The sequence below is a fragment of the Herbaspirillum sp. 1130 genome, from assembly GCF_017833835.1.
Taxonomy (GTDB): Bacteria; Pseudomonadota; Gammaproteobacteria; order Burkholderiales; family Burkholderiaceae_D; genus Herbaspirillum; species Herbaspirillum huttiense.
In genome coordinates, this window is sequence record NZ_JAFICQ010000001.1 from 404600 (window position 1) to 428545 (window position 23946).

Below are 23946 nucleotides of genomic sequence, written 5' to 3' on the forward strand. Positions count from 1 at the left end.
CATGCGACGGATCGTGCTTCCCTGGCTGCTCTTTGCCCTGATGCTGCTGGCCGCACCGCTGGTGTTTCCGCAGAGCGCAGCGTTGTCGCTGCTGTCGCAGATGGGCACGATGGTGCTGCTCTGCCTCTCATACAACATGCTGCTGGGCGAGGGTGGCATGCTTTCTTTCGGGCATGCGGTGTATTCCGGCCTGGGCGCCTTTGGGGCCATCCACCTGATGAACCGCATGGCCGATGGCGTGCTGGCCTTTCCGGTGACGCTGGTCCCGCTGGCCGGCGGCCTGACCGGTGCGCTTTGTGCGGTGGTGCTGGGCTATCTCACCACGCGCCGCGCCGGCACGACGTTCGCCATGATCACGCTGGGACTGGTGGAACTGGTCTCGGCCTGCGTGTTGATGTTTCCCGAGGTTTTCGGCGGGGAGGGCGGCATTTCGGGCAACCGCGTCATCGGCGAGCCCGTGCTCGGGATCAGCTACGGCCCGCAGATTCAGGTGTATTACCTGATCGCCGGCTGGCTGCTGGTCTGTGCCGTCGCCATCCATGCCCTGCGCCATACCCCGCTGGGCCGCATCCTCAATGCCGTGCGCGACAATCCTGAACGCGCCGCCTTCCTCGGCTACGATCCGCAGCGGGTGCGCTATCTGGCCTTGATCCTGTCGGCTTTCTTTGCCGGCGTCTCTGGCGGGCTGTCGGCCATCAATTTCGAAATCGTCAGTGCGGAATACGTCGGAGCGCTGCGCTCCGGCACCATCCTGCTGTTTACCTTCATCGGTGGCACCGCCTATTTTTACGGGCCCGTCATCGGGGGCGTGGTCGGGGTGCTGTTTTCTTCCTGGCTGTCGGCTTATACGCAGGCCTGGCAGTTCTATCTGGGTGCGTTCTTCATCCTGATCGTGATGACTACGCCGGGCGGGCTGGCCAGCCTGATCGACCGCAGCTGGCACCTGCTGCAAGGCGGCCAGATGAATGCCCGTCTTGCGGGACGTCTGGCATGGTGGCTGGCGGCTGCATTCTGTACCTCGACGGGTGTCATCCTGGCGACCGAGATGGCGTATCAGGCCAGCCTGGGCAGCCTCGCCGATACCGGCGAAGGCGCTGCATCGCTGATGCTGTGGGGCTGGCGCATCGACGTTCATGCCGCTGCCCCGTGGGGCATTGCAGCGCTCTGCGTGGTGGTCGGCGCGGGTGCGCTGGTGGGCTGGCAACGTTCGGGGAGGGCGCGATGACGGCCGCTTTGCCACTGGTACTGCAGGATGTGCACAAGGCCTTCGACCGCAGCGAGATCCTGCGTGGTGTCGATCTGCAATTGCAGCCCGGCGAGCGCTGTGCCCTGATCGGGCCGAATGGAGCCGGCAAATCCAGCCTGTTCCACGTCGTCTCGGGACGCCATCGCGCCGATGCCGGCCGCGTGCTGCTGCACGGACGCGACATCACGCGCCAGCCGCCCCAGCAGATTCACCGGCTGGGACTGGCACGCAGCTTCCAGATCACCAGTCTGTTCCCGCGCCTGAGCGCTTTTGAGAATGTGCGTTGCGCGCTCTTGTGGACCCTGGGCTACCGCTATGCCTTCTGGCGTCGCATCGGCCAGTTGCGCGATGCCAGCGAGCGGGCGCTGTCCGTGCTGGACAAGGTCGGTCTGGCCCAGCGTGCCGAGGTGGCCGCGGGCGAGCTGAGCTATGCCGAGCAGCGTGCCCTGGAGCTGGCAGTGACCATCGCGGCCGATGCCTCCGTGATCCTGCTGGACGAACCGACCGCCGGCATGAGCCGTGCCGAGAGTGCCGCCATGGTCGCGCTGATCCGCGAAGTCACCGTCGGCAAGACCCTGCTGATGGTGGAACACGACATGCAGGTGGTCTTCGGCCTGGCGGACCGCATCGCAGTCATGGACAACGGCCGCGTGATCGCTTGCGACAGCGCCGAGCGCATCCGCGCCAATCCGGATGTCCAGGCGCTGTATCTGGATCGGAGGCCCCATGGATAAATCCTCTGCGTTGCTCAGGCTCACCGGCCTGCAGGCCTGGTACGGCCAGAGCCACGTACTGCATGGCATCTCGCTGGAGGTGGCGCGCGGGGAGATCGTCAGCATCCTGGGCCGCAACGGCGCGGGCCGCTCGACCCTGCTCAAGGCCGTGATGGGCCAGGTGCGCAGTACGGGGGAGATCGATTTCGAGGACCGTTCGCTGGCCGGTCTGGCCACCTACGCCATCGCGCAGCGCGGCATCGGCTACGTGCCTGAAAGCCGCGATGTCTTTCCGGCGCTCACCGTGCAGCAAAATCTGCTGCTCGGCCGCAAGAGCGGGCCGGTACCGCGCGATGGCTGGCGCGAAGAGGAAGTATTGACCTTGTTCCCGTCCCTGGAACGGCGCTACAAGGTGGCGGCCGGGGCGCTGTCGGGCGGGGAGCAGCAGATGCTGGCGCTGGGCCGCGCACTGATGGGCAATCCCCGGCTGTTGCTGATTGACGAACCGACCGAGGGCCTGTCGCCACAGATGGTCGGGCAGGTCGCCCATTACCTCGAACTGCTGCGCCAGCGACAGGTGGCGGTGCTGCTGATCGAGCAGAAACAGGCTCTGGCGCTGGATCTGTCACAGCGGGTTTACGTGATGGGACGCGGCGAAATGGTCTTTCATGGCACGCCGGCGCAACTGGCGGCGGACCAGGCCTTGCAGCAGGAGTGGCTGGCTCTCTGAGGCCAGCGTCGATGAAAGGCGGCAATTCTCGTGCCGCCACGATGGCCGGGCCATCAGGGGACGCGCACAATCCCCGCTTTAGCCGATCGGGAGATGTTCATGCTGCTCTGGCCCCTGCTGATTTGCCTGGCCGTCCTGGCCCTGTATGCGGCTGACCGCGCCTGGTTGCGTTACGTCCGTCGCGAGGATGTGCCCTTGCACGATCCGCAGGGCTATCTGGAAATGACCGCTCGCATGACCGAACTCTGCCACGGGGACCGGATGCGGGTTGACCAGCTGATTGCCCGCCAGCGGCAGCGTTTCCCGCAGGCGGGGCATGCCGAGCTGGTGCGGCTGGCCATGCGGGCATTGCTGGAGCCGCAATCCGCAAGCCAATCGGAACGCAGACGTTGATCCACGGCGTGTGGATTTTTCTCTTCTGATTACAGCATGGCCGGTGGCAAATCCAATCCCAGGGTGCGCAGCATCTCCTTGCGACGCAGGCGCAGGTCGTCGTCGCTGGCCGGCCATTTGCGGTAGATCGACAAATAGTCCAAGGCGATCGAACCTTGGGACTTGGCGTCGTTGTTGCGGCTCTGGCCTTCATTGATGTGCACGACCGGCCCGGAAATGCCGAGGAAATTGAAGTCGTATTTGACCACCAGCGAAATCAGGTAATCCCAGTCCTCATGGCTTTGCAGCGCGGCATCCACCAGATGGCGCTTGGCGATGGACGAGGAGAGGATGATGGTGTTGTTGGGGATGAAATTGCTGACCAGCAGGCCGCGGATGTCGGTGCCGCTCATATCGATGTCGGTGCTGGAGATCACCTGGGTGCTCTCGGCTGTACGCATTTCCCTCACCTGGCTATAGGACACGTAGTTGACGGCATCGCTGCGGAAGCGGTTGCATTGGACGATGGCCTGCAGGAAATCGGGCCGATAGCTGTCGTCATCATCCAGGAACAGGATGAAACGGCCACGCGCCAGCTGCACGCCCGCATTGCGTGATTCGGCCGGGCCCTTGGCACCGGGCAGGCAGAGGAAGACATCAGTTTCGCGCAGCAGGCGGCTGGCGACTTCCTTGGTCGCGGCAGTGCCTTCATCAGCGACCAGGACAATCTCGAAATCCCTGAAACTCTGGGCCAGCAAGGATTGCAGAGCGCGTTCAAGGATGGCCGGGCGGCGGTGCGTGGAGACGACGATGGAAAACACGGGCGCAATATGCATGGTCATGAGTCAGTAGTGGGCGGTGGATGTCAGCCGGCCTGGGCCGGTAATCCTGAAAGGAGATCGTCAGGCCATTCGTCCGGCTGGCAGGCAATGCTCTCCCGGCGAAGGTAGAAGAGGTGCAGGGTGTCGATGAACATCGGCCCGGCGGGCAGACGATGCAGCAAGATGGGATCCCCCCCGGAATCGACTTTTATTGGGGGCTAACTATAGCGCCCAAAACAGGCACTGTAAACTTGATGCGGGGAGCTGCATGAAGAAGTCCTCCTGCCGGGAGGCAGGTGGAGGGCCGACCTGAATGCGAAGAGGATTGCCAGGCCGTCTTACTTGTTGACCAGCTTGGCTGGCAAGCTCAGCGTGAGCAGACCGCCGATCACCAGCGAGGCCGCCAGCACATACATGCCGGCATTGGTGCTCTGCGTGGTGTCCTTGAGCCAGCCGACCAGGAAGGGGCTGACGAAACCGGCCAGGTTGCCCAGCGAATTGATCAGCGCGATGCCGGCCGCAGCTGCGGTGCCCGACAGGAAGGCCGTCGGCAGGCTCCAGAACAGCGGCAGGGTGGTCAGGATGCCGACGCTGGCCAGCGTCAGCGAGGCCATCGCCAGCGCCGTGTTGTGACCATACAGGGTGGACAGCAACAAGCCGATGCAACCGACGAAGGCGGGAATGGCCACGTGCCAGCGGCGCTCGCGGCGGGCGTCGGCGCTGCGGCCGATCAACACCATGGCCGCAGCGGCGAAGGCGTAGGGGATGGCGGTGAGCAAGCCCACGTTCAGCGGATCGGAGACGCCGGTGGCCTTGATGATGGTCGGCAGCCAGAAGCTCACGCCATACAGGCCCATGACGAAGCAGAAGTAGATCAGCGCACCCAGCCAGACGCGGCCGTTGGCGAACATGGCACCCAGGGACAGGTGCTCCTTCTGGCTTTCTTCGTGGCTGATATTGGTTTCCAGCAGGCGCTTTTCGTCTTCGGTGAGCCACTCGGCGTCACGGATGCGATCCTTCATATACAGGATCACCAGAACGCCCAGGATCAGCGAAGGAATGGCTTCCAGGATGAACATCCACTGCCATCCGGTATGACCCCATACGCCCGGCATGGCATGCATGATCCAGCCCGACAGCGGGCCGCCGATCACGCCCGAGAGGGCAATGCCGGTCATGAAGAGCGCAGTGATCTTGCCGCGCCGCGCAGCCGGATACCAGTAGGTCAGATACAGGATCACGCCCGGGAAGAAGCCGGCCTCGGCCACCCCCAGCAGGAAGCGCATGATGTAGAACATTTCCGGCGTGGTGACATAGGCCATCGCGCCCGAGATGATGCCCCAGGTGATCATGATGCGGGCGATCCAGAGGCGCGCGCCGACCTTGTGCAGGATCATGTTGCTGGGCACTTCAAAGACGAAGTAACCCAGGAAGAAGATGCCCGCGCCCAGGCCGTAGACGGTATCGCTGAATTTCAGGTCCTGCAGCATCTGCAGCTTGGCAAAGCCGACGTTGACCCGGTCCAGGTAGGAAGCGACATAGCACAGGAACAGCAGCGGCAGCAGCCGCCAGGTGACCTTGCTGTAGGTCGCGTCTTCAAAGGATGCGCGCGCGCCGTCGGCGGCTGCGCCTGCTTGGTAGGTCATGTCTCGCTCCAGATGATGTTTGACGTATCGTTGTTGTGCGTCGCCGGTTCTTTGTGACCGCTTGACGGTGCCACGCATTGTAGTGGCGGTGAGGACATTGTCAAATCATTATCCTCACCGCTTGCATGAAGATTTTTACATCGCCGCCTTACACGCAACGCCCGCCATCGACCTCGATGCAGACGCCGGTGACGAACTCTGCTTCATCCGAACCCAGGTAGAGGCAGGCATTGGCGATGTCTTCCGGGGTGGAGAAACGGCCCATGGGGATGGTGGCGACGAACTTCTTGCGGTTTTCCGGGGTGTCGGCCACGCCCATGAATTCCGACAGCAGGCCGGTGGCCGAGATGACCGGATTGACGCAGTTCACGCGGATCTTGTCCGGACCCAATTCGGCCGCCATCGACTTGCTGGTGGTGATGACGGCGCCCTTGCTGCCGTTGTACCAGGTCAGGCCGGGACGCGGGCGGATGCCGGCGGTGGAGGCGATGTTGACGAAAGCACCGCCACCAACCTGGCGGAAATAGGGCACGAAGGTCTTGGCCGAGAGGAAGATGCTCTTCACGTTGACCGCATAGACGCGGTCGAACTCGTCTTCTTCCACTTCCAGCATGGGGCGGTTGCGATGCGTGGTGCCGGCATTGTTGACGACGATGTCGAGCTTGCCGAAGTGCTCCAGGGCGCTGGCCAGCAGCTGGTCCATGTCAGCGCGCTTGGAGACGTCTGCCTTGGCGAAGACCGCACGGCCGCCGGCCGCCTTGATCTCTTCAACCACCCGCAGGCCGCCCGTTTCGCCGATATCGGCCACCACCACGGAGGCGCCTTCACGGGCATAGGCCTTGGCGATGCCTTCTCCGAAACCCGAACCGCCACCGGTGACGATGGCTACCTTGTCTTGCAAACGCATGATGTGTCTCCTTGAAAATTGTGTGTGTTGAATGAGGGGGAGGATGTCAGCCGTGGCGGATGGCGATGGTCTTGAGGACCGTGAAGCCATAAAGGGCTTCGAAGCCCTTCTCGCGTCCGTGGCCGCTGGCCTTGACGCCGCCGAAGGGTAGTTCCACGCCGCCGCCGGCGCCATAGTTGTTGATGAAGACCTGGCCGCTGCGAATGGCGCGCGCCAGCCGCAGCTGGCGGCCGCCGTCGCGGGTCCAGACGCTGGCTACCAGGCCGTAGTCGGTACCATTGGCCAGGGCGATGGCTTCTGCTTCATCCTCGAAGGACATGGCCGCCAGCACCGGACCGAATACTTCTTCCTGCGCCAGCCGATGCTGCGGCGGCACGTCACGCAGCAGCGCCGGGGCCTGGTAGAAACCGCCCGCCGGGGCGCCGGGCGCGATCTCGCCCTGCGCCACCAGGGCGATGCCGTCGCGCCGCGCATCCGAGAGGAAGCCGGCCACACGTTCCTGCTGGGTCTTGCGGATCAGCGGGCCGCAATCCAGGTCCATCTGCGAGGAACCCACCTTGAGTTGCGAGAACAGCCCGCCAAGCCGTTCCAGCACCTGCTCGTAAGCGCCACGTTGCACCAGCAGGCGGCTGCCGGCCGAGCAGGTCTGGCCGGCGTTCTGCACGATGGCATTGACCACCACCGGCAACAGGGCGTCCATGTCGGCATCCTCGAAGACCACCTGCGGCGACTTGCCGCCCAGCTCCAGAGTGACCGGGGTGTGATGCTCGGCGGCCGCGCGCACCACCAGCTTGCCCACATTGGGCGAGCCGGTGAAGGACACGTGGTCCACGTCAGGGTGCTTGACCAGCAGGTCGCCGGCCTCGTGGCCATAGCCGGTGACGATGTTGAGCGCACCCTCGGGGAAGCCCGCCTCGGCGGCCAGTTCGGCCACCCGGAGGATGGACAGGCAGGCATCCTCGGCCGGCTTGACCACGCAGGTATTGCCGGCAGCCAGGGCGCCGCCCACGCAGCGTCCGAAGATCTGCATCGGATAGTTCCACGGCACGATGTGGCCGGTCACGCCGTGCGGCTCGCGCAGGGTCAGTACCGTATAGCCGGCCTGGTAGGGAATGGTGTCGCCGTGCAGCTTGTCAGCGGCACCGGCGTAGAACTCGAAGTAGCGCACGATGGCCGCAGCATCGGCACGTGCCTGTTTCATGGGTTTGCCGCAGTCGCGTCCCTCCAGCTGGGCCAGTTCTTCCTGATGATCCTGCAGTTTGAATGCCAGCTTCATCAGCAGGCGGCTGCGCTCGGCGGCGGAAAGCTTGCCCCACGCACCTTCATACGCGCGGCGTGCTGCCTGCACGGCCTGGTCGATGTCGGCGGCATTGCCACGGGCGATGGCCTCGAAGGCCAGGCCATCGGAGGGATCGATGACCGGGATGCTTTCGCCGGAGGCGGGGGCGACCCAGCGATTGTCGATGAAGTGCTGTTTCATGGCGGTGCGGTCCTTGGAGGCGGATGACGGGGGGGGCAGCACAGGGACGCGGCAGGATGGCACGCCTTGCAGGCGCGGGCCTGCTTCGGATGGTCAGTCCGAGCTTGGCCGGGTAGGGGCTTGTCTCCTGGTGTCTTGTCGTGTGCTGCTGTTTTTTGTTGTGCCTGAATCTAAGCCTGTGCATCCAAGATGTCAAATATATTTACTACTTTGATGACTACTTGCATCGGATGGCTGGCGGTGAGACTGACAAATCCGCTACCATGCGGCCCATGCCGTTCCTGTCCTTTCCTGCCTAACTGGAGTGTCGATGCCCTCATCGAGCAAGTCCCCACGCCCCGGCGCTTCCGGTGACATCCTGAGCCTGGCCGCGGCTGGCCTGGGTCCGGTGCGGCCGGAACGCTTCGCTGAACGGGTATATGAAACCTTGTTCCATGCCATCGTTGAAGGCCGCATTGCCGTCGGCAGCAAACTGCCTTCCGAAAACGACCTGGCCACGCTGTTCGAGGTTTCGCGGCCGGTGGTGCGGCAGGCGCTGGATCGGCTGCGTGAAGATCAGCTGGTGGAGTCCCAGCGTGGCTCCGGGACCTATGTGAAGGAAAAGGCAGGATTGGCCCCGGCCCGTCCCGATGGCGATCCCGAGACCCGCATCGGCCACATCATGAACGGGCTGGAACTGCGGCTGGTGCTGGAGCCGGAATGCGCCTACATGGCCGCCCTGCGACGCAACAAGCAGGATCTGGAAAAGATGGATGCCTTGCTGCTCGGATTCGAGGAAGCCAACCGCGTGGGCGGCATCGCCCATCACTATGATTTCGGTTTCCATGAAGCCATCGCTCAGGCCACCGGCAACCAGCGCTTCGTGCAGGTGATGAAGACGCTGGAATACGATGTCAGCCACGCCGTCAACATGCTGCGCCACCTGATGCAGATCCCGCCCTGGAAGCGCTCGCAGGATGCCATGGACGAACATCGCCAGATCTTCGAGCTGATCCGCCTGCAGGATGCCGAAGGCGCACGGCGCGCCATGCGTGGGCATATCGAGAATGCCCGCACGCGCATGTTCAACAGCCGGCCCGGCTTGTAAGGCTGCTTGTCATTCAGGCTGTCAATTTAGTTAACTACTTATCGTCAAGCAGGAAGCTCTTCGCATGGAATTACGCCAACTGCGCTACTTCGTGGCCATCGTCGATCACGGCTCGCTCTCACGCGCGGCGCGTGTGCTGCACATCGCCCAGCCGGCGCTGACCCAGCAGATCCGCCAGCTGGAGGACGAGATGGCGGCGCAATTGCTGCATCGCTCGGCCCAAGGGGTCATCGCTACCGATGCCGGCAAGGTCTTCTATGAGCACGCGCTGGCGATCTTGAAACAGGTGCAGGATGCCAAGCAGGCCGTGGCGCAGTCCACCGACAAACCCTCCGGCACGGTGGCGCTGGGCATTCCGCAGAGCGTCTCCAATGCGCTGGCCTTGCCGCTGCTCAATGCAGTGCGCTCGATCTACCCCGAGATCACCCTGCAACTGACCGAGGAATTGACCGGTAACCTCATCACCCAGTTGAAATCCGGCCGCATCAATCTGGCGGTGCTGTTTGACGACGGCCAGCTGTCGTCCTTCGCAGCCACGCCCATGATCGAGGAAGAGATGATGTACATCACCCGCGCCAAGTCGAGATATGGGGTGAAAGGCCGCAAGGGCGTGCCGCTGGCCAAGGCCATCGAAGCCCCGCTGATCCTGCCGGGCCTGGCCCATGGGGTGCGCCCGCGCATCGAGAGCCTGGTGCGCGGCCAGGGCATGAGCCTGGACAACGTCATCGAGATCAACTCGGTGGCCATCCTCAAATCCGCCATCCTGGCCGATATCGGCGCCACGATTCTGCCGGTGGCACCGCTGCTGGCCGACATCGAGCGCGGCGAGATGGTCGCCCATGCCATTGCCGGCGAACAGATCTCGCGCACCCTGGTGCTGTGCGCCTCGCGCAATATCCCGCTGACCACCGCGGCGGCTGCGGTGGAACGGCTGGTGCTGGATGTGACCGACGCGCTGTGCCGTTCCGGCCAGTGGGGACATACCCGGCTATTGGAACGTACATGAACCACGCTAATAAAGTGAATAAAATTGAACAAGCGCCGTCTTTTTGAGCTTAAAAGTTCAGATTTTTTGATGAATTGCTGAAAATCACTGCTGAGCTGGCGCCTTCGGTTACACTGGCGACGACCCTGGCCGTCCTCGAGCCCCAAGCCAACTGAGGATGCCGCCGATGCGCTGAGGGGCGCATCCTCCGCATCGCTTGCCGCGATGCCTTCTATACCTGCCCGCAAGGGCAAGCGAATCCGCATGAATCCTTTCACCGCCAGCATTGCGCTGGCCATCGTACAGTTTTGCAGTGGCGTGATCATGACCGGCCTGTTCATCAGCACGCCGTCAGAGCGCTTCACGCGGCTGTGGGCGCTCTCGGGCGTGTTCTCGGCACTGGGGATCTGCGTCACCGTTGCAGTGTATGCCGGGCTGGCTGGCAGCCTGCGGCCGCTCGGCTTGTTGCTGGGCAATACGCTGGTGTTTTCTTCCGGCATCGTTGCCTGGTGCGGACTGCGCAGCTTTTACCAGCGCCAGTCGGGCGACTGGCCTTGGATGCTGCTGATCGCCTATGCCGTCAGCTTTACCGCGCTGCTGATCGGCGGCGCCGATTTCACCCATCGTGCCTACCTCGCCGTGGGCGGCATGCAGGTGGTGTTCTGCCTGGTGCTGCTTGAATTCTTCAAGGGCTTGTCCGGGCCGCTGGCCGCGCGCTATCCACGCTGGACCTTTGGCCGCTGGATCGGCATCGTGGCCTTGTTGATCCTCAGCGCCACCCATGTGAGCCGGCTGCTGCTGTCGTTGTCGCATCCGGAACTGTTCATGCCCCCTGAGATGAGCAGTCTGGGTGTGGGCCTGATCTATCTGATTCCCATCAGTGGCACCTTGCTGCTGTCGGTGTCGCTGATGATGATCTACTTCGAACGGCTGCTGGCCGACAAGCAGCGGCTGGCGACCGAAGATGAACTGACCGGCACCCTCAACCGCCGCGAGCTGGTGCGCTGTGGCGAAGAGGCGCTGGCCCGGGCCGTGCAGGGCAGGCGGGTCCTGACGCTGGCCTTCATCGATGTGGATCACTTCAAAGACATCAACGACACCCACGGCCACCTGGTCGGAGATCGGGTGTTGGCTGACATCGGCGCCTTGCTGCGCGAGCACTGTTGCCAGGGCGGCATGGTCGGCCGCTACGGTGGCGAGGAATTCTGCGCGGTCTTCCCGGACTGGTCGGAAGCCCAGGCACGTCAGATTGCCCAGCATCTGCTGGAAACCGTACGCAACCACGATTTCGGTCATGGACAACCAGTCACCATCAGCGTCGGATTGGCCGTGCTGTCACCGGGCCAATCCAGCAGCTGGGATGCGCTGGTGCACGAAGCCGACCTGGCCCTGTACCGTGCCAAGAGCGAAGGGCGCAATGCTTTCCGGATGGCGCTGGCGGCTTGATTTCATCGGTAAAAAATGCTGAGTAAAGAACACAGCGAGTCAGCACGACTTGCTTGACTTGCCGCTATACGAGTTGCTAGTCTTCAACCTCCCATGTAAATGGGATCGGGTTTGGCGACTCGAATTCACCCAAAGCGGACATCCGCCTCACGGCGGCTTTTTTACGTCCGTTGCCTTCGCACGTCCGTACCATGGCGGGCCTGGGCAGGGATACCTTCGGGTATGCCGGTGGCTTTGGGTGCCGGTTCGCCAACCCTGTCTTGTGCCTGCCACCTTCATTTGGCGATGAAGTGGCTGGTTTTTCAATGCGACCCAAGGAGGCAACATGCCTGATACTCGTCATTCCGAAGTGTCCCCGGTGCCCTTATTCCAAGCGTTTTCGTGGCACAACCCTGAAGTCCCTCCCTCCCACAACAAGAAGTTTTTTGAGTACGCACACGACGTCAGCAACGGCGTGGCGATCCTGCTTTCTCTGATCGAGTTCAGCGAAAGTGAGAAAGAAGATGAGAGGCCGCTGCTTTGCGAGCCTGACAAAGGCGCGTTAATGCGGTTGGCGATTACTGCAAGCCGGATGCTCGCCAACGTCGCGGAGAAACAGATCGACTCAGCCAATAACGCTTATTCGCAGCAATAGTTCTCTGCCTTGGGAGGTGTCATGACGCCTCCCAAGTTCGCTTCAGCACGCATTCAGAAGAAATCCCGGCTGCGCGGCTGCAGCTCGCCCAGCAGATGGGTCCAGTCTTCCAGCCGTCCCGCCACCAGGTGGCGCACTTCTCCATGGCACTGCCAGCTGCCATACACCCCCAGCAAGCGCGCATTCAAGACCTCGCTGCGCTGCCTTTCCAGCACCGAAGGCCAGACGATCACGTTGGCCGAACCGGTCTCATCCTCCAGCGTCATGAAGATCACTCCCTTGGCCGTACCCGGCCGCTGGCGCACCGTGACGATGCCGCAGCAGCAGGCGAACTGGCGGTTCTGCAGTGTGTTCAGGTCGGCCACGCTCATGAAGCGCCGCCGCTGCAAGGTCGGGCGCAAGAGCGCCAGCGGATGGCGGCGCAGCGTCAAATTCATGGCGCGGTAGTCGTCGACGATCTGGTCGCCTTCGCCGGGTGCCTCCAGCTGGACCGCGTCATCCCCGCGCGCTGCCGTGCGCAGCAGGTCACGGTCGGGCACTGCGCCTACCGCATGCCAGAGCGCAGCGCGCCGGTGTCCGGCCAGCTCGCGCAAGGCATCACCTGCTGCCAGTGCCTGCAGGGCGTGCCGATCCAGTCCGGCGCGCCGGGCCAGGTCATCGACATCGACAAAGGGACGTTCGGCCCCGGCCTGCTCGATACGCTGCGCCGCCTGTTCGGGCATGCCGCGCAGCAGGCTCATGCCCAGCCGCACGGCCGGACGCGCCTGGCCGGTCGGGTCCAGCTCCAGAATGGATTCCCAGCGGCTGCGCAAGACGTTCACCGGCAGGACCTTGACCCCATGCCGGCGTGCATCCTGGATCAATTGAGAGGGCGAGTAAAAGCCCATGGGCTGGCTGTTGAGCAGGCCGCACAGGAAGGCTTCCGGCTCGTGGCACTTGAGCCAGCTGCTGAAATAGGTCAGCAGGGCAAAGCTGGCGGCATGGCTTTCGGGGAAACCGTATTCGCCGAAACCCTCGATCTGGTTGAAGATGCTCTCGGCGAATTCACGTGAATAGCCATTGTCGGTCATGCCCAGCACCAGCCGTTCATGGTGCGGTCCCATGCCGCCCTTGCGCTTCCAGGCGGCCATGGAGCGGCGCAGGTCATCGGCTTCACTGGGGGAATATCCGGCAGCCTCGATGGCCACATCCATCACTTGCTCTTGGAAGATCGGGATGCCCAGGGTGCGCTCCAGCACTTTCCTGATCTTGCCGCTCTTGCTGGTGTTGTCCGGATAGTCGAAGCTGCCGCCGCTGCGCACCAATTCCCGCCGCCGCAGGTAGGGATGGACCATGCCGCCCTGGATCGGCCCCGGCCGCACGATGGCGACCTGCACCACCAGGTCGTACTGGGTGCGTGGCTGCATGCGCGGCAGCATGCTCATCTGGGCGCGGCTCTCGATCTGGAACACGCCGATGGTATCGGCCTTGCAGATCATGTCGAACGTGGCCGGATCTTCACGCGGAATGTCGTACATCTGCATGACTTGGGGCAGGCCGCGCCGCAGGCTCACCAGTTCCAGCGAGCGGCGCAGGGCGGTCAGCATGCCTAGCGCGAGCACGTCGACCTTGAGCAGCTTCAACGACTCCAAGTCATCCTTATCCCATTCGATGACGGAACGCTCTTCCATGGCCGCATTCTGGATCGGCACCAGCCGCGACAACTGCCCGCGTGCGATCACGAAGCCCCCGGTGTGCTGCGACAGATGGCGCGGAAAGCGCAACAGCTTGCCGGTGATGCTGGCCCATAGGCCGATCTGCGGCAGTTCCGGGTCCAGACCGGCTTCGGCAAAGCGGGCCAGCAATTCTTCCCGGCTGTCGAACCAGTGCTGCGACTTGGCCACCGTATCGACGATGGCCGCATCCACGCCCAGTGCCTTGCCGACCTCGCGCAGAGCGCCACGCGGCCGGTAGCTGTGCACGGCGGCCGCCAGCGCAGCGCGGCGGCGGCCGTACTTGCGGTAGATGTGCTGGATCACTTCTTCGCGGCGCTGGTGCTCGAAGTCCACGTCGATGTCGGGCGGTTCTTCCCGTTTTTCGCTGATGAAGCGGGCAAACAGCAGCCGGGTGGAGGTGGGATCGACCTCGGTCACCCCCAGGCAGTAGCACACCGCCGAGTTGGCCGCCGAGCCGCGCCCCTGGCACAGGATGCCGCGTGAACGGGCGAACTTGACCAGGTCGTAGACCGTCAGGAAATAAGCTTCATATTCCTTTTGGGCGATCAGGGACAATTCCATCTCGATCTGTGCGCGCACCTCGCCCGGCATCCCTTGCGGATAGCGTTTAAAGGCCCCGGCCAGGGTTTCCTGCCGCAGGTAGTCGGCCGGGCTCATGCCCAGCGGCACCAGTTCGTCAGGATATTCATATCGCAATTCAGCCAGGCTGAACTGGCAACCGGCCGCCACCGCCAGGGTCTGGGCCAAGGTGGCCGGGCTGTGCACCAGCGACAGCCGCATGCGTGGCCGCAGGTGCTGTTCGGCATTGGGGGCCAGGGCCAGGCCGCATTCCTGCACCGGCTTGCCGACGCGGATGGCCGTGACCACATCTTGCAGGTATTTGCGCGAACGCTGGTGCATCTGCACATCGCCCACCGCCGCCAGCGGCAAGCCATGCCGCCGTGCTGCGGCATCGATGGCAGCGCGATGCAGGTCGTCCAGCGGACGGTACAGGCGCGTCATGCCGACCCATGAGCGGCCGGGGGCCAGCGGGGCGAACCAGCGCAATTGCGCATCCAGCGTTTCTTCATCGGCCGGGTAGTCCGGCACCAGGATCAACTGGCAATCGGGCAGGGTGCGCAGGTGCGACAGGGCGGGCGGCGGCTGGCTCAGGTCTTCCGGCGACAGCAGGTAGCTGCCTTTTTCGGCGCGGGTGCGCGCCAGGGTGATGAGTTCGCAGAGGTTGCCATAGCCCTCACGATTCCTGGCCAGGGCCACCAGGGTCATCCTGGCCAGGGGATGGGCCGGATCGTCCTTCAAGGCTGTAAATCGGAAGCAACTGCCGATGAGCAGCTTGAAATCCTTGGCCTTGCCGCGATGGACCTGTTCCACCCAGGCGGCATGGGCGCGCACCACCCCGGCCATGGTGCATTCGTCGGTGATGGCCAGGGCCCGATAGCCCAGTTCGATGGCACGATCCACCAGTTCCTGCGCATGCGAGGCCCCTTGCAGGAAACTGAAGTTGGTGCGGCAATATAGTTCGGCATAGTCGGGCAGGCCGGTCTGGGGGACGCCCAAGGGCAGGGAAGCTTGCATGCCGTGCTCCTAGCCGAACAGGCCGTGCAGGAACCACTGCGGCTCCTCGTCGGACCACTCGCCGCCGCGCCACTGGCGGAAGATCCAGTAATAGGCATGGCTGGCATCGCGCGCCGTGAAGTAGTCGCGCGTCAATGGCCGGCCTTCCCACCAGCCGGCTTCGATGCGTTCGGGCGGCGAAGTGAATTCCAGCGCACTGCGATAGAAGGGCTTGTGCTGCTGCATCCGCAAGGGCAAGGGTTCGGCCAGCAGCCACAGCGGACGCGGCGGCAATCGTGCCGCATCGGTGTTCAGGGCAGCCGGCAGGCTGGCGGGGCTCTGCATCACGCTGCACCAGCGGTTGGCGATCTCGGGCCGGTGATCGGCGCGCGGGGCGGCCTGCTGCACCTTGTCCGCGCCCAGACGCGCCACCAGCAGTTCCAGCAGGCGCTGGTGATCCTCGGCACTGCCGCCGGGTTCGGGAAAGAGCATCTCGCTGGCCGCCTGCTGGCTTTCCAGTTCATCGGCGGCCAGCCCCAGGGCGATGGCCGGGGCGGGCAGGGAGGAACGGGCCAGCTTTTCCTTGACCAGGGTGTGCAGGTGGTCTTCCTGCCAGGCCGGGACCGACAGCGCTATCTGCAGCCCGGTCGGTGCCACTGCCTGCCGTCCCCGTTCATGTTCCAGCCACAGGCACAGCTTCTTGATGGCCAACTGGCGTGCCGTCAGCCAGCCGGCCAGCTGGGCCAGCAAGCCTTGAGCATAGGCGGCCAGGATGTCGGTGTGCTCGATGCGGTCCGGCAGCTCCACCCGGGCCTGGAAGGTTGGCGGTGCCACGATCCAGTCATGCACTTCGGGTGCGGCACCATAGGCGCGGTCCAGCATGGCCAGCAAGTCCTTGCCGCAGCGGCGCTGCAGACCGGCGCGGGGCAGGCGTTGCACCTGACCCAACTGGCGGCAGCCCAGCCCGTGCAGCCATTCCAGATGGGCACGGGCGGCGGTGAGCAGAACCACTGGCAGGCGGTCCAGTCGGCGCTGCAGGGAACGATGATTGAGGGTACGCACGTAGCCGTAGCGCGCCAGCAGCCAAGATCCGGTCGCCGTAACGGCGCAGGACAGGGTAGCCGACAGTCCCATGCGGGCGATAGTCACGCGGATCTTGCGGCACAAGGCCCGGATGCCGCCGAACAGGCGCAGGCTGGCGCCCACTTCCAGCAGGATGCAGGCCTCTTCGGCCAGCGTGACCTGGGGCGTGTATTGCAGCAGGGCCAGGGCGGCTTGCTGCAAGGTGGTTTGCTCCCGCAGGATATCCCGCTCATTCAGATGCGCTTGCGGTGCCAGCAACTGCACGCCGCCACGCCGCATGCCTTCGTGCACGCCCAGCGCGCGCGCCGGTGCCGTCAGGGCGGATACGCGATCGCGCTCGAAGACCACGGCCGCTTCCTCATCCAGCCAGTTCGGACGGAAGACTTCCAGCGGCAGCAGTGGCAGGTGTACGGCGATCCACAGGGGTGACATGGCGTTGCAAATTCGGTGAAGGCAGCAAAGGGAGAAACAGGCTTTGTTCGCGCAGCGGTCCGCGGCGCTTGAGAAAACCGATCTCCAGCCCGTCGCGCGCCGGCTTGAGCGTCAGCCGCAGGGGCGCGGGGGAAGGCTCGCGCGCGCAGGACAGCGGCCTCAGCATGAAGAACAGCGTCTGACCGGCCTGCGCCGCCACATGCAGGCGTCGCAGCAAGTCATGATCGCCCTTGCGCAAGCGCGGCTGCCACATCAGCAGGGCCTGGCAACTGTCGGCCCGCAAGACCTGCTCGGCAGCCCAGCAGGCGTCGGCCGCATGATCGGCCTGCAACTGCAGCAGCCGTGATGCTTCCACCCCCATATGCGCCCAGCCGGGGGCATTGACCTGGTGTGGGGCCTGCAGCAGGGCGATCCGGCCAGCCTGCGGCGGGCGCCGGGCAGTGGCGGGCGCACGCGCCAGTACCGGGCGCAACAGGCGCAGCTCGCCCACGCCCTCCTGCGGCAGCAGCAGCTCGATGAGCACCCCGGGCGGCCAGCCGCGTTCGGGCAGCTCGGCATCCAGCGCCTCGAATCCGCTGGCGACACCGCGCGCACCACCGCGCGCCAGCTGGGAGGCCAGCCAGAGCGAGGGGTGGATGATTTCCGGACGAGGGACCGGAGAGCTGGATGTCAACATGGCAAGAAAACGAGGATGCGAAACAGCAGGAAAGTGCGGGTAAAAGCAAAGACTGTATAAATATACAGTAATTGTTTTGAGGTGTGAAAAAAACTGCCTTTGGGCTTTCAATCACGTGAAATTTCCTGGGTGCAATGCCGAAGATCGCTGATCCATCAGCAATTGATACCGAAAATGCAAGCTCATCTTCAGTTTTTCCTACCTGTCTGACAGCCATTGCTGACCTTGGCAGAAGAGCTCTTCCGATAGTGAGGATCGGTGAGGCTTTCTACACTGCAGATGTGGACAAAAGTTGGGTTGTCATTTGCATGCTCGCGCAGAGCAAGAGGGCGGCGAATGACAAATGTCTGCTCCATTCGATCATCCAAGACAAGGAGTCACACATGGCAAATTCACAAAATCCGGGGAACAGCAATCGCGGCTTCGCCGCCATGGATAGGGAGAAACAGCGCCAGATCGCCAGCATGGGAGGCAAGGCCGCCCACGCCAAGGGTGCCGCCCATGAGTTCACCTCCGCCGAAGCCCGGGAAGCCGGACGCAAGGGTGGTCTGAACAGCCATGGCCGCAAGAATGCCGCCGCGGCCGCCGCTGCTCAGAACGGCAATGGTGGCAATGGCGCCAGTGCATCGGCCCAGCCGCAAATGAACCAGAGCACGCCGCAAGAGGGCAATGGCGCCCAGCAGCCGCAGCAGTCGGACAGCAATCCCCAGCAGCAAGGCTGAGAAAGCGGCCCCAGCGGCCACCTCAGGCAGACTCAGCCGCCGTACCAGGACCCTGATCGCATCAGGCAGCCGTTCCAACGAAGGACCCTGCGCTCCACTGGCTTCAGGAACCGGGCGGTGCACCTAAGTCGATAACAATAAAACGAAAGGCGCGTTGAGCGCCTTTTTTGTTGCCTGCAGCCCGCCTCCGATGGGAGGCTTCAATTGCGTGCCAGATCATCCATCATCGGCACCAGCGCCAGCAGGAACAATGCGGCTGCCAGCGGCATGGTCGCGAGGAAGCCCAGCGCCTTGAAGCCAAAAGCACCCGTCACGCCCCCCAGGAAGAACATCAGCAACAGCGAGGACAGCAGCATGAACTTGCGCCGCGCACCCGGCACGGGATCTTCCGTCACCGCCTCATGGGGCTGGCGGGGGGCCAGGGTCCAGTAGCACATCTTGCCGATCTCGATGCCGATGTCGGTGACCAGGCCCGTGACGTGGGTGGTACGGATCTCCGATCGCGAAATCTTGCTGATCATGGCATTTTGCAGACCCATCACGAAGCACAGCAAGGCCGCGGTCACCGGCACGAACAGCAGACGGTGATTTTCCAGATTGCTGCCGAGGATGCCAAAACACAGCAACAGCATGGCTTCCAGCATCAGCGGCATGGCGTATTCGCTGTGCAGGCCGCGCCGCCGCGCCCAATTGATCATCACCGCCGAACAGGCCGCTCCCAGCAGGAACGACAGCAAGGCACTGGCGCCGGCCACCAGCAGCAGGGTTTCCCCCAGCACCAGGTTGTCGGCCAGCGAGGAGACGATGCCCGACATGTGCGAGGTGTATTGGCCCACGGCCAGGAAACCGCCCGCATTGACGGCGCCGGCGATGAAGGCCAGTGAACGCCCCAGATGGCGGTTGGAGAGATCGGTGCGCGCCGGACTGGTCAGACGGCGCAGGTAATTGATGGGCATGACGGTTCCAGACAGAGAGGCAAGCACCCCAGGCGACAGCATCCCCCAGCCACCCCTGCGCAACGTCTGCCTCTCCTGTCCCCCCGGAGAGACTCATCTTCGCCGCTTCCTACGCAGAGAGCCGGTGGCTTCTTGCTGCCTTTGCCTTCAGTGTTTCTTATGCTGACAAGAATACTTCTTCCTGGCCCGGCGCGGGGAAAGAGGCTGCATTGCCTGACCTGCGTCAGTGGCGCGGGCGGCACAGGTTTCTTCCTGCCGGGTCTTTCACCTTGAACAGAGGAGCACACCATGAGCATTCCCATCGACATTCCCGGCGGTCACCATCTGGGCGAACTGAGCGGCCCCGTGGCCGATGCGCAAGGAGGAGCGCTCATGCAGCCAGGCGTGCAGCAATCCGAGGAAGGCGGCTTTCGCGGCATCGTGCTCATCGGCGCTTCCCCGCAAGCGCCGCAGGAGCCGGTCTCTACCCATGTCTGCCCGATGTTGCGCACGACCAGCGAACTGGCCTATGCCGATGCTCTGGCGTTTATCGCCGGACAGGGCAAGTGAATCATTCGACCCATGCGAACCATTCTTCAGGTGAAGAAACCAATGCGGATAAAAATGAAGATAAAAAAAGGCCGCCTGGGGAGGCGGCCTGAGGGGGAGGGATATAAGACGCCGGGGATCGGGGGAATCGCCGGAGAATTTCTGCTTATGAAAACGACTCGTGGGGATAAACCGATGGGGGATGGACTGTATTCATGACACGACGGAGGGGGACGTTCGTATCGGAATGTGGGGTCCTCGGTTTCGAGTTCGTTGAGATGCATAGTAGCGATGCAGCGCAAAAAAGAAGATCGGACAGTGTCCAATAAACGCGTAGGAAAACACCTACAGCGCGTCTCTCCAGATGCCCCGCAAAGCCGCGCCAGTACTAGTTGTGGCCGATATTGACCTCGTGCATGTCACTATTGCGCACTTCCGGCAATTCGAAGTCGCCAGAAGGCGACACTTCCTGTGCCGGACGCACCGGTGCAGCGGGCAAGGAAATCTCCGCCAGTGCGTTGCCCACGCCGCGATTCTGGGTCTTGGCGGCGACGTCGCCCAGGCTCACCATGCCGACCAGATTCTTCTGGCGGTCCATCACGGGCAGGCGGCGGATCTGGCGCTGCACCATATCTTCGTAGCACCACAGGACCTCGTGGCTCATTACCTCGGTCAGCGGCAGGCTCTCGGAAAGGCGATTGCGGGCCACGGCGCGCAGAACGATGTCGCGGTCGGTGACCAGGCCGACCAGATTGTGCTGGGCATCGCAGACGGGCAGGGCGCCTACGTCCAGTGACTCCATCGCCTGGGCGGCCCGGATGACGGAATCATCCGGGCTCAAGGTATGGACACCGCGTGTCATGACGTCGGCAATGGTTCGGGTAGCGTGCATGTTGACCTCCTGAGTGGATGGGAATGGCTGTAAAGGGGGATCTGAAGGGGGATCTTGACTTCCACTCCAGACTAGGGAAGTGAGGCCGATGCCGCAATGCCACATGCGCCCTTTGTCGGGTCGGCCAATTCGCGCAGGCCCGTGCGAATGCGCCGACCTGCGTTGCAGGGCTGCCGGGGAAACTTCCTACACCGCCTCGCGGCGCTGGCCGACTGTGGCCGCTGCCGGCTTGGTCCACCATCGGCACACCATTCGCTTGCCGGGCCTTCACGGGCTCATCTCGACCATCATGTCCGATCACATCACCGACCTCATCGGCTGGGGCGCGACCCTCATCCTTCTGCTCACCATCTCCTCCCAGGTCTACGAACAGTGGCGCAGCCGCTCCACCCAGGGCGTCTCGCACTGGCTCTTTGCGGGCCAACTGGCGGCTTCTACCGGCTTCGTCGCCTACAGCGTCCTGCAAGGGGACTGGGTGTTTGTAGTCTCCAATGTGTTCCTGCTCTTTACCGCATTGCTGGGGCAGGTGCTGTATCTGCGCAATCGCCGCCGGCAGCAGTGAGTCACGCATGAGTCACGCATGATCCGGGCGCCATCCCGCTCATCGATTCTTACATCGGTCATTGGCGCTGTCTGATGCAAGCCGCCGCGCTTCCTGACTACAGTGAAAACATGGCAGCCCCGAATGGGGCAGAAGCTGATCCATCATCCACACGACAAGGAGCCTTTCATGCAACGTACGCAGAATATTCAATCCCGCCCGCACACCTGCGCCAGCCGCCGCCTGATCGGGGCCGGCCTCCTGATGATCGCCGGGGCCGCCTTGTCCTTCAATGCCGCGGCCGAGTCCGTGAACAGCAAGGACAAGAGCTTCATGACCAACGCCGCCGAAGCCGGTCATGCCGAAGTCGAAGCCAGCAAGATCGCGCTCGAAAAGAGCAGCAACCAGGCCGTCAAGGATTACGCCCAGAAAATGATCGACCAGCACACCACGGTGGATGAGCAACTCAAGCAACTGGCCTCGAGCAAGGATGTCACCCTGCCGGCCGAACCGAGCATGGCCCAGCGCGCCAAGATCGCCATCCTGGAGAAGCTCAAGGGCAATACCTTCGACAAGCGCTATGCCAGCATGATTGGCGTGTCCGCCCATGAAGATGCGGTCAAGCTGTTCCAGAAGTCGTCCAAGGAAGCTCAAGATCCGGATGTGAAGACTTTTGCCGCCAAGACGCTGCCGGGCCTGCAGGAACACCTGCAGATGGGCCGTGATCTGAAGAAAACTGTGGATGCCGCCAAGAAATAATCGTCATCCCTTCAGTCGATCAGCTCTGCAAATGAAATAAACCTTCCCTTGCGGCGTTGATCGACTAAGCTGTAGTCAGCTTCACTCCCGCTCCCTGTCATGCCGTCCCCCCCTCACGCCCGTGTGCCCAGGAGACTTGCCATGAAACACTTCGCCCGCTCCGTCGAACAGCAGCAAGCCGGTCATTTCATGCCGCGTGTCACCAAGCTGGACAAGCACAAATACGTCGCCTACATCGATACCCGTATTGATGAACTCTGGCACATGGATTTGCTGGACCTCGGTGCGCAACCGGTGCGTATCTGCAAGAAACGTAAAGCGGCCGAGAAGGCTGCCTTGGCACTGCTGGCCGAAGCCATGCACAAGCATCAAGCGGAACAGAGGGGCTAGGCCGCCGATGGATGCCGGCCATTTGCCTGGCGTCCTTGGTGCTGCCAATGCCGTCCGGCGTGGTCCGGGCGGCATGCTCATTTTCAGGGCTGGCAGTTTTGGTCAATTCCTTCACGCAACAGGCGCGCGCTTCAGAGCCAACCCGTCGCCCGGCCATAAAAAATCGAGGGGCTAGCCCTCGATTTTCACTTTCCTTCATATCAGCCTGAAACCGTGCTTAACCATCGCTTTGCGCCGATTCGCCATGGGCGACCGCAAAGGCTTCGCTTTCATGGTTGGGCGGTGCGGCCGGGGCACTGCCTTTCTCCGACAATTGCGGTTTGGAGGAGCCGCCGGCAGAGATGGAGCCATCGCCTGCAGCGTCGGCGGGTTGCTGGCGCTGTTCACGGCGCTGCTGCTCATCCAGCAGTTTCATGAATTCATTGTTGAAGGCCGGGATATCGGCGGGTTTGCGCGAGGACACGAAGTTTTCGTCCCGCACCACTTCCTGGTCGACCCACTGGCCACCCGCATTCTTGAAGTCGTCCTGCAGGCTGGGCCAGCTGGTGACGGTGCGCCCCTTGGCGATGCCCGCCGAGATCAGCAGCCAGCCGCCATGGCAGATGGAGGCGATGGGCTTTTCCGCATCATTGGCGGCGCGCACGAAATTGCGGGCTTCGGGCAGCAGGCGCATGGCGTCGCCATTGACCACGCCACCCGGCAGCAGCACGGCCGAATAATCAGCCGGATTGGCGCTATCCAGGCTGTCATCGACACTGACCACTTCGCCCTTGTCCACGTGCTTGAAGCCCTGCACGCTGTCGCTCTTGTCGGAGAGGATGTGGACCGTCGCGCCGGCGGCTTCCAGCGCCTTTTTCGGTTCCAGCAGTTCGGCCTGCTCGAAGCCATCGGTCACCAGCACGGCGACCTTCAATTGGTTGTAGCGATTGCTCATCATGGTTCTCCCTTCATCAAATAAAAAAGCGGCCGGCATGCACCGGCCGCCCAGGAATCGGGCGCAACTGGATCAGTTGGCCTTGGGGGTGTTTTCCTTGACCCGGTGGCTGTTCTGGTGGTCGTCCTTGGCCTTGTCCATCTCGGGCGCCTTTTCGATGCGCGTGATGTTGGAGGTGGACACCGGATCGCTGCCGGGGAAGCTCATCTCATTGGCCTCATCCAGCGTTACTTCGGACGGCGTGTCGTACTGGTTGGGACGATGGTCCTTGCCGGTTTTGCTTTCGCTCATGCTGTTCTCCTTCTGGTCTGATGGAATGGGCTGGCAAGCGGTGCAGCCTGTGAGATGAAGCTTACTGCGCCTGCCGCTGCCCCCCTATAAGCGGGAGGCGCAACCGCACGTAAGAATGCGCGAGGAAGATTTCTCCCCGCGCAGATTTCACGGCCAGGGTGCTGGCGTCACGTCTTCGAACTGCGTTTGCTGCGCGCCGCTGGCGGGAATGCCGTCGGGTTTGCGGCCCGGGTGCAGCATGGTGCCGGTGAGCAGATCCAGTTCACGTTCGGCCGCAATGAACGCGCTGTCGTCCAGCGGCTGTTCCGCCACGGGCCAGTGCTCGATGGCCCAGCGCTTGTATTGCTCGAAACGCAGGCGCAGCTGCCTGGCGTACTCTTCTCGTTGCTGTTCGATGGCATCCATG

General features: G+C 63.2%; 25 protein-coding genes and 1 pseudogene. 13 read left to right on the plus strand and 13 right to left on the minus strand.

What is annotated here, in order from left to right; genetic code table 11:
* Position 1: 1 nt before the first annotated feature.
* From JOD78_RS01865 to JOD78_RS01880, 4 genes are all read left to right on the plus strand, one after another.
* Positions 2-1225 carry a branched-chain amino acid ABC transporter permease gene (locus tag JOD78_RS01865; protein WP_134136252.1) on the plus strand — a complete coding sequence of 408 codons (1224 nt, stop codon included), beginning with the start codon at positions 2-4 and terminating at the stop codon, positions 1223-1225.
* Positions 1222-1980 (plus strand): ABC transporter ATP-binding protein, encoded by a 759-nt coding sequence (locus JOD78_RS01870; protein WP_134136254.1) that lies wholly within the window; start codon positions 1222-1224, stop codon positions 1978-1980. The genes JOD78_RS01865 and JOD78_RS01870 overlap by 4 nt, the downstream gene beginning before the upstream one ends.
* Positions 1973-2689 carry an ABC transporter ATP-binding protein gene (locus JOD78_RS01875; protein ID WP_209569017.1) on the plus strand — a complete coding sequence of 239 codons (717 nt, stop codon included), beginning with the start codon at positions 1973-1975 and terminating at the stop codon, positions 2687-2689. Before JOD78_RS01870 ends, JOD78_RS01875 begins: the two co-directional genes overlap by 8 nt.
* A 99-nt stretch (positions 2690-2788) precedes the next feature.
* A complete protein-coding gene (locus tag JOD78_RS01880) occupies positions 2789-3082 on the plus strand; it encodes a hypothetical protein (protein ID WP_034335679.1) in 294 nt (97 codons plus the stop codon).
* Positions 3083-3111: 29 nt separating this feature from the next.
* On the opposite strand, the gene JOD78_RS01885 is transcribed toward JOD78_RS01880, so the two are convergent.
* From JOD78_RS01885 to JOD78_RS01905, 5 genes are all read right to left on the minus strand, one after another.
* Positions 3112-3897 carry a glycosyltransferase family A protein gene (locus JOD78_RS01885; protein WP_227022690.1) on the minus strand — a complete coding sequence of 262 codons (786 nt, stop codon included), beginning with the start codon at positions 3895-3897 and terminating at the stop codon, positions 3112-3114.
* Between the two features lie 29 nt (positions 3898-3926).
* Positions 3927-4064, minus strand: coding sequence for a hypothetical protein (locus JOD78_RS01890; RefSeq protein WP_209569202.1), 138 nt, complete (start codon positions 4062-4064; stop codon positions 3927-3929).
* A 156-nt stretch (positions 4065-4220) separates the two neighbouring features.
* Positions 4221-5528, minus strand: a complete 1308-nt coding sequence (locus JOD78_RS01895) for an MFS transporter (RefSeq protein ID WP_121040111.1) — start codon at positions 5526-5528, stop codon at positions 4221-4223.
* A 148-nt stretch (positions 5529-5676) separates the two neighbouring features.
* Positions 5677-6435 carry an SDR family oxidoreductase gene (locus tag JOD78_RS01900; protein ID WP_209569015.1) on the minus strand — a complete coding sequence of 253 codons (759 nt, stop codon included), beginning with the start codon at positions 6433-6435 and terminating at the stop codon, positions 5677-5679.
* Positions 6436-6481: 46 nt separating this feature from the next.
* A complete protein-coding gene (locus tag JOD78_RS01905; protein WP_209569013.1) occupies positions 6482-7915 on the minus strand; it encodes an aldehyde dehydrogenase family protein in 1434 nt (477 codons plus the stop codon).
* A 310-nt stretch (positions 7916-8225) separates the two neighbouring features.
* On the opposite strand from JOD78_RS01905, the gene JOD78_RS01910 reads away from it, so the two are divergent.
* The 4 genes from JOD78_RS01910 (at position 8226) to JOD78_RS01925 (ending at position 12067) form a co-directional block, all read left to right on the plus strand.
* The gene (locus JOD78_RS01910) at positions 8226-9002 is read left to right on the plus strand and encodes a FadR/GntR family transcriptional regulator (protein WP_204725461.1); all 777 of its coding nucleotides are present in this window, start codon (positions 8226-8228) and stop codon (positions 9000-9002) included.
* A gap of 64 nt (positions 9003-9066) precedes the next feature.
* Positions 9067-10008 carry a LysR substrate-binding domain-containing protein gene (locus JOD78_RS01915; protein WP_121040118.1) on the plus strand — a complete coding sequence of 314 codons (942 nt, stop codon included), beginning with the start codon at positions 9067-9069 and terminating at the stop codon, positions 10006-10008.
* Positions 10009-10251: 243 nt separating this feature from the next.
* Complete coding sequence (locus tag JOD78_RS01920) at positions 10252-11433, plus strand: GGDEF domain-containing protein (RefSeq protein ID WP_121040120.1); 1182 nt, start codon at positions 10252-10254, stop codon at positions 11431-11433.
* 325 nt (positions 11434-11758) lie between these two features.
* Positions 11759-12067 carry a hypothetical protein gene (locus JOD78_RS01925; RefSeq protein WP_209569011.1) on the plus strand — a complete coding sequence of 103 codons (309 nt, stop codon included), beginning with the start codon at positions 11759-11761 and terminating at the stop codon, positions 12065-12067.
* Positions 12068-12120: 53 nt separating this feature from the next.
* On the opposite strand, the gene JOD78_RS01930 is transcribed toward JOD78_RS01925, so the two are convergent.
* The 3 genes from JOD78_RS01930 to imuA are packed head-to-tail and all read right to left on the minus strand — an operon-like array spanning position 12121 to position 17527.
* Complete coding sequence (locus JOD78_RS01930; RefSeq protein WP_209569009.1) at positions 12121-15357, minus strand: error-prone DNA polymerase; 3237 nt, start codon at positions 15355-15357, stop codon at positions 12121-12123.
* Positions 15358-15366: 9 nt separating this feature from the next.
* Positions 15367-16851: a DNA polymerase Y family protein gene (locus tag JOD78_RS01935; RefSeq protein WP_121040126.1), complete on the minus strand. Its 1485-nt coding sequence runs from the start codon at positions 16849-16851 to the stop codon at positions 15367-15369.
* The gene (imuA, locus tag JOD78_RS01940) at positions 16778-17527 is read right to left on the minus strand and encodes a translesion DNA synthesis-associated protein ImuA (RefSeq protein WP_121040128.1); all 750 of its coding nucleotides are present in this window, start codon (positions 17525-17527) and stop codon (positions 16778-16780) included. The genes JOD78_RS01935 and imuA overlap by 74 nt, the downstream gene beginning before the upstream one ends.
* Before the next feature lie 383 nt (positions 17528-17910).
* On the opposite strand from imuA, the gene JOD78_RS01945 reads away from it, so the two are divergent.
* Positions 17911-18249 (plus strand): KGG domain-containing protein, encoded by a 339-nt coding sequence (locus JOD78_RS01945; protein WP_034336800.1) that lies wholly within the window; start codon positions 17911-17913, stop codon positions 18247-18249.
* A gap of 200 nt (positions 18250-18449) precedes the next feature.
* Here JOD78_RS01945 and JOD78_RS01950 read toward each other — a convergent pair whose 3' ends face one another.
* On the minus strand, positions 18450-19205 hold the full coding sequence (locus JOD78_RS01950) for a YoaK family protein (protein ID WP_034336803.1): 756 nt from the start codon (positions 19203-19205) through the stop codon (positions 18450-18452).
* Positions 19206-19493: 288 nt separating this feature from the next.
* Between JOD78_RS01950 and JOD78_RS01955 the strand changes: the two genes are divergently transcribed.
* On the plus strand, positions 19494-19754 hold the full coding sequence (locus JOD78_RS01955) for a hypothetical protein (RefSeq protein ID WP_134136265.1): 261 nt from the start codon (positions 19494-19496) through the stop codon (positions 19752-19754).
* Between the two features lie 367 nt (positions 19755-20121).
* Here JOD78_RS01955 and JOD78_RS01960 read toward each other — a convergent pair whose 3' ends face one another.
* Positions 20122-20625: a CBS domain-containing protein gene (locus JOD78_RS01960; RefSeq protein ID WP_209569007.1), complete on the minus strand. Its 504-nt coding sequence runs from the start codon at positions 20623-20625 to the stop codon at positions 20122-20124.
* A gap of 289 nt (positions 20626-20914) precedes the next feature.
* Here JOD78_RS01960 and JOD78_RS01965 point away from each other — a divergent pair, with 289 nt between their 5' ends.
* From JOD78_RS01965 to JOD78_RS01975, 3 genes are all read left to right on the plus strand, one after another.
* Complete coding sequence (locus tag JOD78_RS01965) at positions 20915-21187, plus strand: PQ-loop repeat-containing protein (RefSeq protein WP_034329984.1); 273 nt, start codon at positions 20915-20917, stop codon at positions 21185-21187.
* A 168-nt stretch (positions 21188-21355) separates the two neighbouring features.
* Positions 21356-21925 carry a DUF4142 domain-containing protein gene (locus JOD78_RS01970; protein WP_209569005.1) on the plus strand — a complete coding sequence of 190 codons (570 nt, stop codon included), beginning with the start codon at positions 21356-21358 and terminating at the stop codon, positions 21923-21925.
* 141 nt (positions 21926-22066) lie between these two features.
* Positions 22067-22315: a hypothetical protein gene (locus JOD78_RS01975; RefSeq protein ID WP_121040142.1), complete on the plus strand. Its 249-nt coding sequence runs from the start codon at positions 22067-22069 to the stop codon at positions 22313-22315.
* A gap of 394 nt (positions 22316-22709) precedes the next feature.
* Here the strand turns inward: JOD78_RS01975 and JOD78_RS01980 are convergent.
* The 3 genes and pseudogenes from JOD78_RS01980 to JOD78_RS01990 form a co-directional block, all read right to left on the minus strand.
* Positions 22710-23249, minus strand: a pseudogene (locus JOD78_RS01980) (type 1 glutamine amidotransferase domain-containing protein); the annotation flags it as partial.
* Positions 23250-23321: 72 nt separating this feature from the next.
* Entirely contained in the window at positions 23322-23540 is a 219-nt protein-coding gene (locus JOD78_RS01985) for a hypothetical protein (RefSeq protein WP_121040144.1), read from the minus strand.
* A gap of 147 nt (positions 23541-23687) precedes the next feature.
* A complete protein-coding gene (locus JOD78_RS01990; protein ID WP_209569003.1) occupies positions 23688-23945 on the minus strand; it encodes a hypothetical protein in 258 nt (85 codons plus the stop codon).
* Position 23946: the final 1 nt, after the last annotated feature.